This window comes from Paenibacillus sp. FSL R5-0810 (assembly GCF_038002285.1).
In the GTDB taxonomy this organism is placed as follows: domain Bacteria; phylum Bacillota; class Bacilli; order Paenibacillales; family Paenibacillaceae; genus Paenibacillus_AQ; species Paenibacillus_AQ lactis.
Window position 1 is genome coordinate 360,751 of sequence record NZ_JBBOCF010000001.1, and the last position, 14,104, is coordinate 374,854.

Consider the following 14,104-nt stretch of genomic DNA (forward strand, 5'->3'; position numbering starts at 1 on the left):
AAACAAGAAACAGCATTACTTAAGCTTTATCTTGATTGCATGGGGCTAGATCCAAATATTAACCTTCTTACCCTTTACTCTTTTTTCTTTATTCTTGTGCCCAGTATGATGAAAGCAGCATAGATTAAGATGGCAATTGAATCGATTAACGTATTCGTAAGTGCCGAAGTATCGTAAAATGCCGTTACACCGAGAATGACCATCAGACGAATGAGTAGAAGTGACGCCAAAATTAACGCAGCAAACCGGATCTTCGATTTCTCGCTTTGAAATGACAGGATAATGAATACTATGCCGAAAGCCAGATTTTCAGCGGTGATAATGTGCCAGATATACGTAAATGTAATCCGTGCATTCAAGGCTAAATCATTTACCAAGAGCGTCGGCAGTACAACGGATTGCCCGTTCCATGCGTGCGTAACAGCAAAAAGTATGGCAAGAACGCCAGCAATCAAGCAATAATAATTTTTAATTTTGATGTCCATCACAATCCTCCTTAGTTATTTCAGGTTCCTTCTTGTGAAGATCCCGGTAAATCTCCCGAACGAACACTGCCAGCTGCTGGTCATTTTCATGGTTAAAGTCCCTTAGTGTTTTAGCTGCTACGTCGAGTAACTCACTGACCTTTTCAAGATGTGCGATTTTCTTGCGTGTTTCTGCCTTTTTGGTTTCAAGGAATTCAGCGACCTCCTCACAATAAGCAGGATCTATACTCTGCATTCGGTGGAACTGAAACTTCCCCTTGATTTCTTCTAGAGAAAAGTCCGCATACTGCATGATTTGAATATTCATCAAATCGACGATATCGTCCCTCGAATACTTGCGATAAGAATTATGTCCCCGAGACGGTGATACGACTCCAATCCGGTCATAATACCGCAGCGTATCCTTCGGGATACCAAGCATTCGTGAAACCTCTTGTATAGAATATTGTTTTTCCATATCTTCAGATTAGCATTGGAGTAAACTCCAATGTCAATCGTTTTTTCTGTCTTTCGCATGCGGCATTCATGCAATCCATGGAACTATTCTGCCAGTTATCTTAATGAAAAAAAAGTCTAAGAAGTGAAACAAGAAGGAGAATGGGATACAATTCCAAATAGGGGCAGGAAATAGCGTGTTTTGAAATCTCGGAGATTAAATCAATATCCAGGGAAGAGGTGGCTGAATGAAATTTTCATTCGAAGTTGGACATTCAGAAAAGCATATTGTGGAGTTTGAATTTAATCAATTCTTAGGAAACCTGAGTATTAAAGTGGACGGAAACGATAGAATCAATGATTTTAGAACGTTCTCATTTAAATTGATTAAAACCTATGAATTCGAAGTTGGAAATGAAGAAAAACACCAAGTTAAGGTTGAAAAAATCAGAAAGTTGGTACTGGCTGGATTTAGGAAGACAAAATATAAAGTTTATATTGATGGAATACTAGACAGAGAATTTGAGGGGAGATAAAGGATATTCACGCAGCAGGCCTTATGCCCCTTGATTCGTCCGATTCCAATTATGGAGGATACCTTTAACGACACACGAGCTGGCCTAAGAAAAGAGCGATTTAAGGCTGACTCGTGCCATGAAATACAGTAAGGTTAGGCGAAATCCAAAAAAGTGTATTATTAAAATCATTCGAGGAGGTATGAATGTTGATAGAATGGAAAGCTGTATTTATCGATCGGGATGGAACCATTGGTGGTACAGGCCATTTCATACATCCACGAGATTTTACATTATTTGAAGGGGCTCAAGAAGCGATCAATAAGCTCAAAGATGCAGGTCTTAAGGTATTTGCATTTACCAATCAACATAGGATATCACGTGGACAAGCGACAGTCGATGAATTCCGAAAACAGTTTTATTCATTTGGATTCGATGACTCCTTTATATGTCCTCATGGTCCTGATGATGGTTGTAATTGCAGGAAGCCAAGCTCTGGAATGCTCCTCGCAGCTGCAAAGAGATATAAATTGGACTTAACAAGATGTATAGTGATAGGCGACGTCGGTGATACCGATATGCTGGCAGCACATGCTGTCGGAGCAAGTAAGATACTGGTAAGAACCGGGTGGGGCGAAGGATCCTTAAACGCGTATAGACACAAATGGAAAGAAACTGAGCCGAATTACATTGCACGGGATCTTAAAGAAGCAGTGATATGGATTCTCGGAAGCAACTCATAAAAGGCAGTAGCATCTTCTAACAACAAACTCACGCATTGGGCCAGCCGCGCTGTCCTTCGGCATATACCTGATGACTTGAAGTAATTATCGGGTTCTCTGATAAGTTTAGTGTTTGGGGCTTATATTAAGAACATTCAGTAAGTACATTTTGAAGGTTGCTATCATGGCGGCAGATATAGTTGACAACCTACTCATTCAACCGGTTTGTGGTCAGCTGAGGTCTTCCTGTTCGCAGATCTCATGCAGCTAAGGGGGAATGGACATCGTGAATATGGAAAACCTATCTGAAGCACCCAAATGCTTTTAAAGTATCTCCATACCTTAAATATGGAATTTGTTGTAGAATAATAGAGAATCTTATTAAACTCTAAACAATAGGGCTTTCACAGGGAGCAGGTATGATAAAGAATTGAATCAAGGCAATTATAGAATGAATCTCATCAAGCCACTGAAGTTTGATCAGTGGTTATTTTATTGTTTGCCGAACTCATGCACATACTCCCGCCCAAAGAGAAATACGATTGTCTTCTTATAAACAATTTCATATAAGTGGCTATAGCATAAGAACCAGGATAAGAATGTGGTATCTACCATCGCGATTATTAGGTCTTTACATAACAAATAACAACGGACATATAAAAAGGGAGAGAAACAGATTGAATAAAAAGCGAGCAATATCTCTCGGCAATTTGGTATTTTTGATTCCAGTCATTCTGTTAAGTGTGTTCATGTGGAATGATTACAAGAGATACATTGATGAGTATCAACCTTCCTTTGAGCGCATCTATATGCTGGATGAGGGGAAGAAATTAATTGGCTTGGCAAAACACCCGGTTGGAGAGCAGTATGATGTTTATCTTTTTGATCCCGATAAGGAAAACTTAATTACAGATACTACGATACATACCAATTTCCAAGCCGGGCTGGGGCCGGCGACTTATCAGCAAGATGGAATCATCATCCCGACCTACGACGATTCATACGGGCTGCAAATCAATTACTTCCATTCAACTGGCAAGGTTGAAGAGTTGGCTCAGGGAACGATGCACCTTCCACCCTCATGGAGTTCAAATGTTTACGCCTGGCGTGGCAGACTCATTGTAGCAGGGGAATCGCCAAATTCAGAATGGTACATAGCTCAGGTGAAGGACGGAAAGCTGAATAAAGTAAATTTAGGTGAGAAGGGTCTGCTTCCGTCCAGGCCAGTTCGATTAGATGAAGTGCATGGGAGCTTTGAGAATGACCAGGCAGTTCCCGTATTTACAGTGGATTTAAAGGACGATAGAACGGCATTTGTCAGCGGGATTTTAGACAAAAACGGTGATTTATCCGTGCTGCTTCAGAACAAGGATGAAGGGACGTTTGCTGCACAGGATCGGGCCGGCGCCCGCTTCGCCAAAGTCTTTGGGTTCAATAACGCCAAGTTGGTACGCGAAAATGGGAACTATCCTGAAGAAGCATCATTTTATAACGCTAACGAGAATCATTGGGGAGCTGCGGTTCCAACGCCAAAGCCGGTATATCAAGCTTCCGTATTCCTGTTGAATGACGAAGAAGTTCTGATTGCCGGATCTACTGCAGAAGATGAATTAAATGGATCCGTTATAGGATATGTTTTCAATGAGAAATCCGGACAATTTCAAGATGCCTCTGCTCTTCTGGAGCAGCTGTCCTACGAGAATTTGAAAAATAGCGATACTGAATTTTATAAGAATTTAGGCAGTGACGTCCTTTACTATCGCGGGGGAGATCGAACGGCAGGTTATGTTGAGATGGGACTCCAGGAAGCTAAGGTTCTATCAAGCGATCAGGTCGAGAAATGGTTGCTCACAGAAGCCGAAAACAAAGTCTCGATTCAAAGTTTCTGGAATTATTATAAGCAAGGCGGAGCGATTGTTATTAACTGGTCGGTCTGGGTCTTCATCATTCTACTCACATTCCTAAGCGTCGCAGTCGCCCCTCGCATGTTGGCGGGATCAAGAATGAAAAAAATGAGAGATGGCCAGCATATTCAGGGCCGGATTATAGATATGGAGGAATCAGGCTTATATGTGAATGAACAGCCACAGGTCCGATTTATCGTTCAGTTCGAGGATGAAGGTCGGATGAAAGAGGTTGAAATCAAGCAGGTCATCTCCTATCTGAGTCCTATTCAAATTGGAGACACCGTAATGATCAGTTACGACCGAAAGAAGCACAAAGCTGTATTTATCACAGAGGAGGATCTTAAACATGCAGCGCAGTCGTCTAAACCGGTCATCATTGAAAATGCGATACTTACTCGTATTGAACCACATGGGAAAGTGAACCGGGGGCAAGCCCTTAAGCTTTACTTCACAGCCGAAGGACGGGATTATACCGTACCGGTCGTTCAACCTTTCGGATTTGAATATCGTACGGGTGAAAGAGCGAAACTCATTTTGATTCAGGGAATGGCGAGAATCTTTAGGTACGGCGGCAATGGGAGCACGGTATAGGAAACGGACCAACTCTCTCTTCAGGGCGAAGTGATCCATGTGCATAAAATGCCGATCATTATTGAAAATAAGCAGCTGATGCTTCTGGAAGTCATGATTTCGAGAGGGGCAGATCGAATCCGTAAAGCCAATAGTCTCTTTGTACCTGAAAATTTGTCGGTGAATGTGGGCGCCGTCATTCCGGTTAACATGCAGAAGGAAGATTTCCAGAGAGAAACCCGTTTACTTCAAGGCAAGCAAGGTGCGGCTAAGGTTCTCTCCGTTCATTATGACGGAACGCAAGGGGAACGGCCATTGGCCATGATTACCGCAGAAAAAGACGGAATTACCTACCACATTAAACAGACTATTGAACCAGTATATGGTGTAGTGGTGGGGGATGAGTTGTGGATTGCTTACGATGAAGGTACGAAGGAAGGCATAATTATTAACTATTCTTCATAGTAGTCAGATAACTTGAAAACAAAAAGCTTAAAACAGACAAATAAGCCTGCCGCTGTGGCAGGCTGTTTGATTTGTTTATCGGAACATACATGTAAAAGCTGAATTGGCAAATTATCGAAATACAAGAACATATACCTGTGAGATGCCGCAGATGTATAATCATGTTAATGGAAAACACAAATGGCTAATGCACTTGTAATTAGGTTCATAGATGCTGGGAACATTAACAGAAATTAATGTAAGTCAAGAATGAGACGAACTAATTCAGAGGTGCGAGATGAAGAGAAAATATGCTGACCGTTTAGATTGGAAACGTGTTTTAAAGAGGGATTATATATGCAGGTTTTTCGATGACGGGGATTTTAAAGGGCATATATCATTAATTCGTATTCACGAGGTAAAGGAACCTCTAGTAAGAAGAATAGGCGGCCAAGAAGTTTGTCTGGTTGATAATGGGTACTACTGGATGCAACACTTTCCTATTGGCTCTAATTATTGTGTTACAACAATGCTCAATGAGAAAAAAGAAATCGTTCAATGGTATTTCGATATATCCAAGAACGTAGGGATTAATGAGCGAGGTATACCTTTCTGGGATGATCTTTATCTAGATCTAATTGTCTTTCCAAGTGGTGATTTCTGTATAAAAGATGAGGATGAGTTAGAAGAAGCCATAACTAACAATCAAATCACAGAAGATGAATATATTCTGGCCAACCATGTGATGACAGGTTTAATCAAAGAAGTTGAACCAATGGAAAACACTATTTTAAAGAACACTATAAAACATTTTAATCTTATTTCCAGGTATCTCAGAGACAGTATTAGCAATTGATAACATCGTATTCACGCTTCAGACCGTTCGGCCATTGGATTTCCTGGAATACGTCCCAGTCGTTTTGCTCCTTGAAGACTCTTGGGTCCGTGAATACAGGAACGATAGATGATGTGACCTAAACCACTAAAGGAGAAAGTTCTATGCCTCAGTTTCCTGAATTAGAAACAGAAAGATTTGTGCTAAGACAGATAACAAAAAATGATTCCGTAGATATATTTCAATATTTTTCATTGGATGAAGTAACGAGATTTTATGATGTGGAGAGTTTTACGAACATAAGACAAGCAGAAGAACTAATTCAAAGATGGAATGAAAGATTTGAAAGAAGTCAAGCCATTCGTTGGGGTATCACTCTGAAGTCGTTAAACAGAGTAATCGGAACATGTGGATTTCATGGCTGGAAGAAAAACCATTATAAAGCTGAAATAGGATATGAATTAGCGCCAGAATATTGGCGTCAAGGTTTTATGACCGAGGCAATTGAAAAGATAATTGAATATGGATTTAATGATCTAGGATTGAACCGAATTGAAGCATTTGTAGAACCAGAGAATGTGGGATCAAGAACGGTATTAGAGAAAGTCGGTTTTAGAGAAGAAGGGATATTGAAGGAACATTATTTTTGGAGGAATCGGTTTGTTGATAATGTCATATATGCATTTCTTAAGAAAGACTATAAAGTGCATTAGATAGAAAGCAAAGTCAATTCGCCTAACATAATATTCACGCATCCGAGTTTTTTGACTCCTCGGCCTGCTTGTAGCGATCGTCAGAGAAGCAGGCTCAGGGGATACATCCGCACCGTGGCCGGACCCTGGTGGTGCTTAAATCGGTGGAACGTCGTGAATACGGGATGCCGGGATTAAAATGTTTACATACCAGATCTCAAGAAACTAGTTCAACTACAATATAACCATTGCCAGAATGTATATTATTATTCTTCGCAACCTTTATTATTAATATTTTGGGCGGTGTGAATATGGAAGTTTTAATACGTGAAATTGAAGTAAGTGATTATCCTGAGGTAGTATCGTTATGGATTAATGTGTTAGGAAACCGCAAGGTTAATATTGATAATTTTTCAGTGACGTTAGAGAAAATGAATAGAGATGGGAACTATAAGACATTTGTAGCATTATTTGAAAATAAAGTGGTTGGTTTTATTTCAACGGTACACGCGTTATCAATTGGAGATGAATTTGGTTACTTACACATCCAGGGCCTTGCTGTGCAAAAAGGGCTTCAGAATAAAGGAATAGGAACAAAATTGCTTAAATATGTTGAGGATTATTCCAAAAGAAAAGGAATTTCAAGCATCATCTTATGTAGTGGATTCAAACGCACGGATGCCCATGCTTTTTATGAACATAATGGTTATGACAAAGATTCATACTGCTTTGATAAAGCGCTTTGACTTCCATTAATAAGTTTGGTGGTAGAGCAAATTGAAGTATAAGAATATGTATTGGAAGAGAGGTAGAAGAAATGTACACACATAAATCGATTGAAACTGTTGGAGCTCTCACTATGCTAATACCTATTTTTATCTCTATTTTGGTTGCATCCCTAATTTTATTTTTTATAATGATAATCCTTAAACAAAAAAATAAAATGATTAACGGTTTCACGGTCCTTAGTTTGTCAGCGATTTCGATTCTAGTTTCTGGCCAACTTTTATATAGTAGTGGGATCATTGTTGACGAGATTGGATTAAATGGAGACCCTGCTTTATTTTATAGTTTTTTAGCAATTACAGGTATGGGGATAATCAATCCGATCATCTATTTTTCTACACAAGGAAAATCAAACAAATAACTTAATTAACGGATGGAAATAGTGTTAGCTTTTAAAGAAGGTGATAACTTATAACAATCTATCTACGCTTCAGGTTGCGTCATAGGTTTACAAGAAGTATTTACGAGAAGCGGAATCCGTGAACAACAAACCTACGAGGCTGAGTCCCAGGCCTTAGTCACTGACGCTCCTTTAGCCTCTTGGGTTCGTAGACGCGATAATTTAGATGAAAACACATGCTAGAATCGAGATAAAGGTATAAAGGGGAAGCCAATAATGTTTAAATACGAAATTGATGATTCTTCTTATTTGTCGTTACTGGAGATTAAAGATGCAGAGAAGTTATATGATTTGATTAACAGGAATAGGGACCATATTGGTGCGTGGTTGAAGTTTCCGAGTATTACTTTAAAAGCGGATGATTCAAAAACGTTTATTGAAAGAACGCGTTTAAGATATGCCAAGGGTGAAGGTTACTGGTTAGGGATATGGAGCGGGGATAAACTGGTAGGATCTATTGGTTACTTATATTTGGATGAAGAAAATAAAAAAACTGAGATTGGATATTGGCTAGGTAAAGAATACGAGGGAAAAGGAATAATTACTAAATCTGTTAAAGCACTGATAAATTATGCTTTTGACGAACTTAAACTAAATAAAATTGAAATAGGAGTAGCTACAGATAATGCAAGGAGCCGTGCAATTCCTGAGAAATTGGGATTTAAACGAGAAGGTGAAATAAGAGATTACGAATATATCAATGGTCGATATTTAGATCGAATAATTTATGGATTGAAAGCGAATGAATGGAGAAATGAACAGGGATGATCGAAGAAGGCATATGACGTAACATTGTTTTCATACTGATGGACTTACGATCTCCATAAAGCAATCCCTGGTATAATTATGGAAGAAAACTTGAAGGACACACGGGCCGGCCTAAGATAAGTGGGATCTAAGGCAGGCTCGCTCCATGAATACAGAATTTTTGAGAAATGTCTGTTTCAGAAAATGACTTAGGCGGGGATAGTTGATGGGACTCGATTATGGTTTTATCGGAGTTATTCCTAAAGAAGAAAAAGACAGATTATTTGAGTACATAAGAAAGCATGGAACAATAGATGATGGTAACTGTGCTTGTATACATTTTGACTTGGACTCATTCATCTTAAAGTATCTTGAAGGGGGCTACGATTGGACCCCACATTATGACAAAGCTCAAGTTGATTATTTTATTGAGCCTGATGGAAAAGCAAGAATAGGGTGCATTTATATTAGAGCGTTTTATGTCCGTTATGAACATTTTAAGGAATGATCATAACTGAAATTTTGCATTGGTTTGCGTTTTGATAAGGAAGATGAAGTCTTATATTTAATACAACAATACTACATAAATTAAAAAGATGGTAAAATGTAGGGTTTATATGGTGATGAAGAAAATATATAAACTCTGACGTAAGGAGAGAAAGCATATTGGGCAAGAAGAAAAAAACCTTACCAAGAAATTTTGACGAGCTAATCGATGCAGGCGATATAGCGGCATTAAAAGAGGTATTTACCAAATGCGAATGGGATGCCCGCGGCGGCTACAGCAAATCAACGGCCTTGAGCTTTTTCAATATTCCGGATGAATTGGTTCGATGGCTCGTGGAACAGGGGGCTGATCTAAATGCTAGGGACAATTACGGAAGAACGGCTTTACATAAACATGCCATGAGCTGGAACGGTAATACTGAATTGCTTATTGATTTGGGTGCAGACATAGAAGCCGCTGATTATCAAGACGAGACCCCTTTGTTTGCAGCCGCCGGTTCATTTAAATCCAAATCGGTTCACACGTTGGTTACTAAAGGCGCAAACATTAACGCAAAGAATAAGATGAGACAGACCCCATTAGAAAAGGCTTTGGCAACGTGCAGGAATGCGGATATTGTCAGTATGGCGGAGGTTGCCGAGCTTTTGCTGAACGCTGGAACAACGGTAACGCCGAAAATGAAAGATTCGATTAATCGAATCGGAAACGACTTTGAATTTCACAGAGAAGGGTTTAATAAAGAATATTTGAGTCAGACCGATGAGGCACTTCTACGACTATATGAGTTATTTGATGTTCCCCCAGTAAAGAAGCGAAAGACGCATGACGGCGTCTCTACGATAACCGTATCAACCAAGGGATGGCAGGCGCAGCATCATGAACTTTGGAATTTACTTATACCTTCAAAGGGCCACGCGGCAACCGTACAAGGTGAAGTTATCCGGATTACGGGTAAGGTGTCTTACGAAATTTTAGATAATGGCGGTATAAACTGGGATAATCATTTTCGTAAAATGCTCAGTAGTTTGATTCATTACTTTAGCCTGGGTATACCGTTAAATCCCGCTTCACTTCAGGAGGCAGTAACATTAGCAAGGGAGCTTCAAAGCGGAAATGGAAATGATGAACCTGCAAGATTGTGCGAGCTGGCAGTTCATTGGGTGCTCAACAATCCAACGCCTATAACATTAGAACAGCCTGGCTATAAACGATAACATTATCGAAGGAGCAGTGAAGATGCTTTCAGAAAAAGTGATCAATTATTGCAAAAGCAAAAACTGGTGGTTTGAAGACACTACAGAGGAATATGAACACGCATTAGTAAAGTTAGGGATCGATTTGGATTCAGATTTTGCAGCGTTTTATTTGCATGCAGAGGATGGGCCGACTTTCTTAAGTAGACGACGTCAAATCTATCAGATTTGTTGGTTTATGATCAATTCTTCGGATTATAGGTTAGGCATGGAGAGAACTCATGTTGTTTTAAAGCTGCCTCAAGAGTATATTCCGTTGGATAACTTTGAAGGGGAGTTTGGCTTTTTTTATAATAAGAGCACTGACGCAGTGTTAGGCTTAGGATTAGGCCAGCAGATGGCGGATTTTTTTGCTGGTACATTGGATCCGCAATGGAAAAGCTTTAACTCCTTTCTAGAGTGGTATTTTGAACTAACAGACTCGAGTGTGACTATATAGAAAAAAAGGTCGTCAGCCACCGCTGCACTGGAGCTACTCTGATGATGGAATGCTCTAGAGGAGGCATGACGGCCTCTTATTATATGTAAGACTTCGCTTTCTCAATATATCTGTAGATTTTCAAATCCATCCCATGATCTTTCTCATCAGGGTTTTCAATGTGAAATCGTTCAATCGTTCCTTCAATCTCAGGATCTCGTTCATTGAATATAGCCTGACTTTCATCTAAACGTTTGGCTAAAGCTATAATCTCTTCATTTTCGGGAGGGACTCCCTCTTCAAATCCTTTGATTAGTTTGGAGACGACTTCATTTGACTCCCTTCTTAATCGCTTAAATTCCTCCAGTCCCAACTCATTTTTGACTTGTTCTATTCTCTTACTAAGTCTTTCCTGTTGCTCAGGTGTAAAGTAATCCCATACGCCCATGTCCGTCTCTCCTCTAATTCATGAATTTTTAGGAAATCGATCAGAGTTAATCGACAAACTGTTGAATAACATATTGTATGATTGTATATTAAAAAAAATTAATGACCTATTCAATCATTGATAATATTCAGATCTGTCGCTTAATCGATAATTGCGATAAGAACTGTAGATTTTCTCAAAAAAAAATCAGAGGTGGATCGGTATGGCTGAGAAAATGGATCGACGAAAGGTAAGAACAAAAGCACTATTATACAAAGCTCTCATAAAGGTGCTGGAGGAAAAAGGACCCTCCCGTATTACCGTTAGTGATATAACGGAGAATGCCGGTTTAAACCGCAGCACCTTCTACTTACACTATACAGATGCAATCGATTTACTCGAACGGGTGAAGGCTGACATATGGGCGGGCTTGTCAGAGAGGATGAAGAATCTGAATCCTTACAACTATCTCTCCTACGCTGTCAAAAATGAACCTGATCCCGCAATGGTGAAGGTTATCGAATATTACGGCGAGCACGCCGATTTCTTCAAGGTTATCCTTGGTCCTAATGGAGATCCTGCGTTTGCCGTTCGAATTAAGGAATTTTTGAAAGAACATCATCTCTCCAAAATCCTCGATATCCGACCTGATTTGGCCGACACGATCGTTCCGAAGGACTATATGATTGCTTACTTGGCTGCCTCCAATCTCAGCATTCTTCTGAACTGGATCGAAACTGGAATGCAGCAATCTCCACGAACCATTGCACTTATGATTACCAGTATTCTGAGCAGCGGGTTGAATCAATTGTACGGAATTTCCCATAATAATGGATCTGGTCCAGTAAAGGCATAAGCCTTTAATCCAGATCCAAAATAATTAGATGGGTGATTCGAAAAGGGGATTGCTTATGTGAACATGTTATTAACACATTCTTCTAATAATTTAGTAAATATACCGAAGGAGATTTCAATGAAGATAAGGAATTCATCCAAAGCTGTAATCATACATAATAATAAATTACTTGTAACCAAGCTAGAAGAAAAGAATGAAGTATTTTATTTATTGCCTGGAGGAGGGCAAAAACCTGGCGAGATGCTTAAAGAATGTCTGGTCAGAGAATGTGCAGAGGAAACAGGATATGAAATAGAGGTCCATGAATTGCTATTTGTAAGGGAATGCTTTTTAGATAAAGGTATTCATAGAGTTGAATTTATATTTTGCGGGATTATGAAAGAAGCTGGTGTAACGGATGGGGCAGTAATGGACAAGAACCAGATAGGAATTGAATGGATAGAAATTGAAAACATAATGGAAGAACCGTTGTTTCCTGTAGGAATCAGAAGTCTTATTAATTCTTATAGTAAAGGAACCTACATAAAAACATATTTAGGGGAAATTTTATAGAATTTCAAGGAAGACCGGAGCATCTGATACCTATTTAATGCCTGAACACATTTATTTTTTGTGAGGAGGAACATTATGTTCTTTTTACAAATGTCAGGGTTTCCGGAATCAGGAAAATCAACATGAGCAAAACAAATATTTAAACAAACGAATGCAGTTATAGTGGATCATGATGTCTCTAAAACGGCACATTGACCTTTGTACTAAATAAAGGAATTAACGCATTGGAAAAGGCATCAGACAGATGGACTTTGAGAGGCGGGAGCGAGGCGTTCATAGCAGACACCTTGGCATTTTCCAGGTCTTGTGAATACGGAACGTTCAATGAGAATAGATATTATAGCGATTGGAGGGATCGTATGATAGCAGCAGTTATAGGAAGTGTGGCTTTTTTCTTCGCATCCATATTATATATTCTTCTTGCATTAGGATTGCCCTATGGAGAGTTTGCCATGGGAGGTAAATATAAAATTATGCCGACCCGCATGAGATATATGTGTGCCTTTTCTGTATTGATTCAATGGTTTGCAATATTGATCCTGTTACAAACAGCAGGACTTATCCCCTTCATGTTCTCAAGTGGAATTACAAAAGGGCTATGTTACTTCTTTGCCGTATATTTATCCATCAATTCCGTAATGAACGCGTTATCTAAAAGTAAAAAAGAGAAGTACATCATTACACCGTTATCCGTGATTACGGCCATATGTTTTTGGGTCACCGCCGTTCTTGCATAGTGCCATAATCACGCTAAGGGGCTATCGCCCTTTGACTGCCAGATGTATAATCATGGAAGAAGCTCAGACAACAAAAGACCCAGCCTAAGATAAGAATAGAGTATCTAAGGCTGGGTCTTTTCGTGGAAACAAGGACGGTAGCTGTAATCCCCTCGTAAGGAGAGTGAACGTTTTGAGATTGGGCCAAACCTTTTTGCAGAACAGAAAAAGGACCTTAAAAGACTTAAATTATTCTACCGACAAGGCAAAACTAAATGTAAGTACAGAGGGCTATTTTACCTTTTATCATTATACTTATGAAGGAAATATCCCAAACATCATGGCTGAAGGTCTGTGGGCACGACGTGAAGTAGCTTGTCCTGATCCACCGGAAGAGTTAATCGGATGTCATCTTGTTGAAGGTTTTATTGATCCTCTGCCGGCATGGTTAACCGAAAGCCAATATTACAATGATTTGGGGTACGAGCTTACAAGAAAATATATTGGGGACGTGTTGCTTGAGATTTCTCTTCCAATGGCGGATTTCCCAATATATATTGCTGACTATGCTCATATCCTTGAATGTAAAATGATTGAGGAAGAAAAAGGGATAGGGATTGGTTTTGAATATGACTGCAGTAATGGTAGAGAATGCACACAAGCCTATGTGAATTCCTATATCGATATACATGAATACATCGATCAACACCATGCCCCGATAGTTCAAGTTGTAAGGCTGGGGGAAGGCATTGCTATACCGAGCGAGTTCATAGAAATAAGTAAAATTCAACCTCGGAAGTAACCGAGGGGCTGCAGCTGAGTTTGGAGGCGGCTAT

General features: G+C 39.6%; 19 protein-coding genes. 16 read left to right on the plus strand and 3 right to left on the minus strand.

Going from position 1 to position 14,104, the window contains the following annotated elements:
* Positions 1 to 74: 74 nt before the first annotated feature.
* Both MKX76_RS01525 and MKX76_RS01530 read right to left on the minus strand, forming a co-directional pair.
* The gene (locus tag MKX76_RS01525; protein ID WP_341032772.1) at positions 75 to 485 is read right to left on the minus strand and encodes a hypothetical protein; all 411 of its coding nucleotides are present in this window, start codon (positions 483 to 485) and stop codon (positions 75 to 77) included.
* Complete coding sequence (locus MKX76_RS01530) at positions 469 to 942, minus strand: MerR family transcriptional regulator (RefSeq protein ID WP_341032773.1); 474 nt, start codon at positions 940 to 942, stop codon at positions 469 to 471. Before MKX76_RS01530 ends, MKX76_RS01525 begins: the two co-directional genes overlap by 17 nt.
* Positions 943 to 1,168: 226 nt before the next feature.
* Here MKX76_RS01530 and MKX76_RS01535 point away from each other — a divergent pair, with 226 nt between their 5' ends.
* The 12 genes from MKX76_RS01535 to MKX76_RS01590 all read left to right on the plus strand — a co-directional run bounded on the left by MKX76_RS01535 (position 1,169) and on the right by MKX76_RS01590 (position 10,738).
* The gene (locus MKX76_RS01535; RefSeq protein WP_007127796.1) at positions 1,169 to 1,456 is read left to right on the plus strand and encodes a hypothetical protein; all 288 of its coding nucleotides are present in this window, start codon (positions 1,169 to 1,171) and stop codon (positions 1,454 to 1,456) included.
* A gap of 185 nt (positions 1,457 to 1,641) precedes the next feature.
* Complete coding sequence (locus tag MKX76_RS01540; protein ID WP_341032775.1) at positions 1,642 to 2,178, plus strand: HAD-IIIA family hydrolase; 537 nt, start codon at positions 1,642 to 1,644, stop codon at positions 2,176 to 2,178.
* 656 nt (positions 2,179 to 2,834) lie between these two features.
* Complete coding sequence (locus MKX76_RS01545; protein WP_341032777.1) at positions 2,835 to 4,655, plus strand: hypothetical protein; 1,821 nt, start codon at positions 2,835 to 2,837, stop codon at positions 4,653 to 4,655.
* A 39-nt stretch (positions 4,656 to 4,694) separates the two neighbouring features.
* Complete coding sequence (locus MKX76_RS01550) at positions 4,695 to 5,099, plus strand: hypothetical protein (protein ID WP_341032778.1); 405 nt, start codon at positions 4,695 to 4,697, stop codon at positions 5,097 to 5,099.
* 277 nt (positions 5,100 to 5,376) lie between these two features.
* A complete protein-coding gene (locus MKX76_RS01555) occupies positions 5,377 to 5,934 on the plus strand; it encodes a DUF402 domain-containing protein (RefSeq protein WP_007127799.1) in 558 nt (185 codons plus the stop codon).
* A 143-nt stretch (positions 5,935 to 6,077) separates the two neighbouring features.
* Positions 6,078 to 6,626 (plus strand): GNAT family N-acetyltransferase, encoded by a 549-nt coding sequence (locus MKX76_RS01560; RefSeq protein WP_341032780.1) that lies wholly within the window; start codon positions 6,078 to 6,080, stop codon positions 6,624 to 6,626.
* Between the two features lie 290 nt (positions 6,627 to 6,916).
* Positions 6,917 to 7,351, plus strand: a complete 435-nt coding sequence (locus tag MKX76_RS01565; protein ID WP_340899973.1) for a GNAT family N-acetyltransferase — start codon at positions 6,917 to 6,919, stop codon at positions 7,349 to 7,351.
* Between the two features lie 71 nt (positions 7,352 to 7,422).
* Positions 7,423 to 7,752 (plus strand): hypothetical protein, encoded by a 330-nt coding sequence (locus MKX76_RS01570; RefSeq protein WP_341032782.1) that lies wholly within the window; start codon positions 7,423 to 7,425, stop codon positions 7,750 to 7,752.
* 255 nt (positions 7,753 to 8,007) lie between these two features.
* Positions 8,008 to 8,559, plus strand: coding sequence for a GNAT family N-acetyltransferase (locus MKX76_RS01575; RefSeq protein WP_341032784.1), 552 nt, complete (start codon positions 8,008 to 8,010; stop codon positions 8,557 to 8,559).
* A 202-nt stretch (positions 8,560 to 8,761) separates the two neighbouring features.
* Positions 8,762 to 9,046: a hypothetical protein gene (locus tag MKX76_RS01580; protein ID WP_341032785.1), complete on the plus strand. Its 285-nt coding sequence runs from the start codon at positions 8,762 to 8,764 to the stop codon at positions 9,044 to 9,046.
* A 158-nt stretch (positions 9,047 to 9,204) separates the two neighbouring features.
* Positions 9,205 to 10,260, plus strand: a complete 1,056-nt coding sequence (locus MKX76_RS01585) for an ankyrin repeat domain-containing protein (protein WP_251537679.1) — start codon at positions 9,205 to 9,207, stop codon at positions 10,258 to 10,260.
* A gap of 22 nt (positions 10,261 to 10,282) precedes the next feature.
* Positions 10,283 to 10,738: a hypothetical protein gene (locus tag MKX76_RS01590; protein ID WP_007127805.1), complete on the plus strand. Its 456-nt coding sequence runs from the start codon at positions 10,283 to 10,285 to the stop codon at positions 10,736 to 10,738.
* A 79-nt stretch (positions 10,739 to 10,817) separates the two neighbouring features.
* Here the strand turns inward: MKX76_RS01590 and MKX76_RS01595 are convergent, their stop codons facing one another.
* Positions 10,818 to 11,165, minus strand: coding sequence for a TipAS antibiotic-recognition domain-containing protein (locus tag MKX76_RS01595; RefSeq protein WP_007127806.1), 348 nt, complete (start codon positions 11,163 to 11,165; stop codon positions 10,818 to 10,820).
* A 202-nt stretch (positions 11,166 to 11,367) separates the two neighbouring features.
* On the opposite strand from MKX76_RS01595, the gene MKX76_RS01600 reads away from it, so the two are divergent.
* The 4 genes from MKX76_RS01600 (at position 11,368) to MKX76_RS01615 (ending at position 14,070) form a co-directional block, all read left to right on the plus strand.
* Positions 11,368 to 12,000 (plus strand): TetR/AcrR family transcriptional regulator, encoded by a 633-nt coding sequence (locus MKX76_RS01600; protein WP_007127807.1) that lies wholly within the window; start codon positions 11,368 to 11,370, stop codon positions 11,998 to 12,000.
* A gap of 63 nt (positions 12,001 to 12,063) precedes the next feature.
* Positions 12,064 to 12,552 (plus strand): NUDIX domain-containing protein, encoded by a 489-nt coding sequence (locus MKX76_RS01605; RefSeq protein ID WP_341035009.1) that lies wholly within the window; start codon positions 12,064 to 12,066, stop codon positions 12,550 to 12,552.
* A 359-nt stretch (positions 12,553 to 12,911) separates the two neighbouring features.
* Entirely contained in the window at positions 12,912 to 13,289 is a 378-nt protein-coding gene (locus MKX76_RS01610) for a hypothetical protein (protein ID WP_341032787.1), read from the plus strand.
* A gap of 163 nt (positions 13,290 to 13,452) precedes the next feature.
* Positions 13,453 to 14,070, plus strand: coding sequence for a hypothetical protein (locus MKX76_RS01615; protein ID WP_341032789.1), 618 nt, complete (start codon positions 13,453 to 13,455; stop codon positions 14,068 to 14,070).
* Positions 14,071 to 14,104 lie beyond the last annotated feature (34 nt).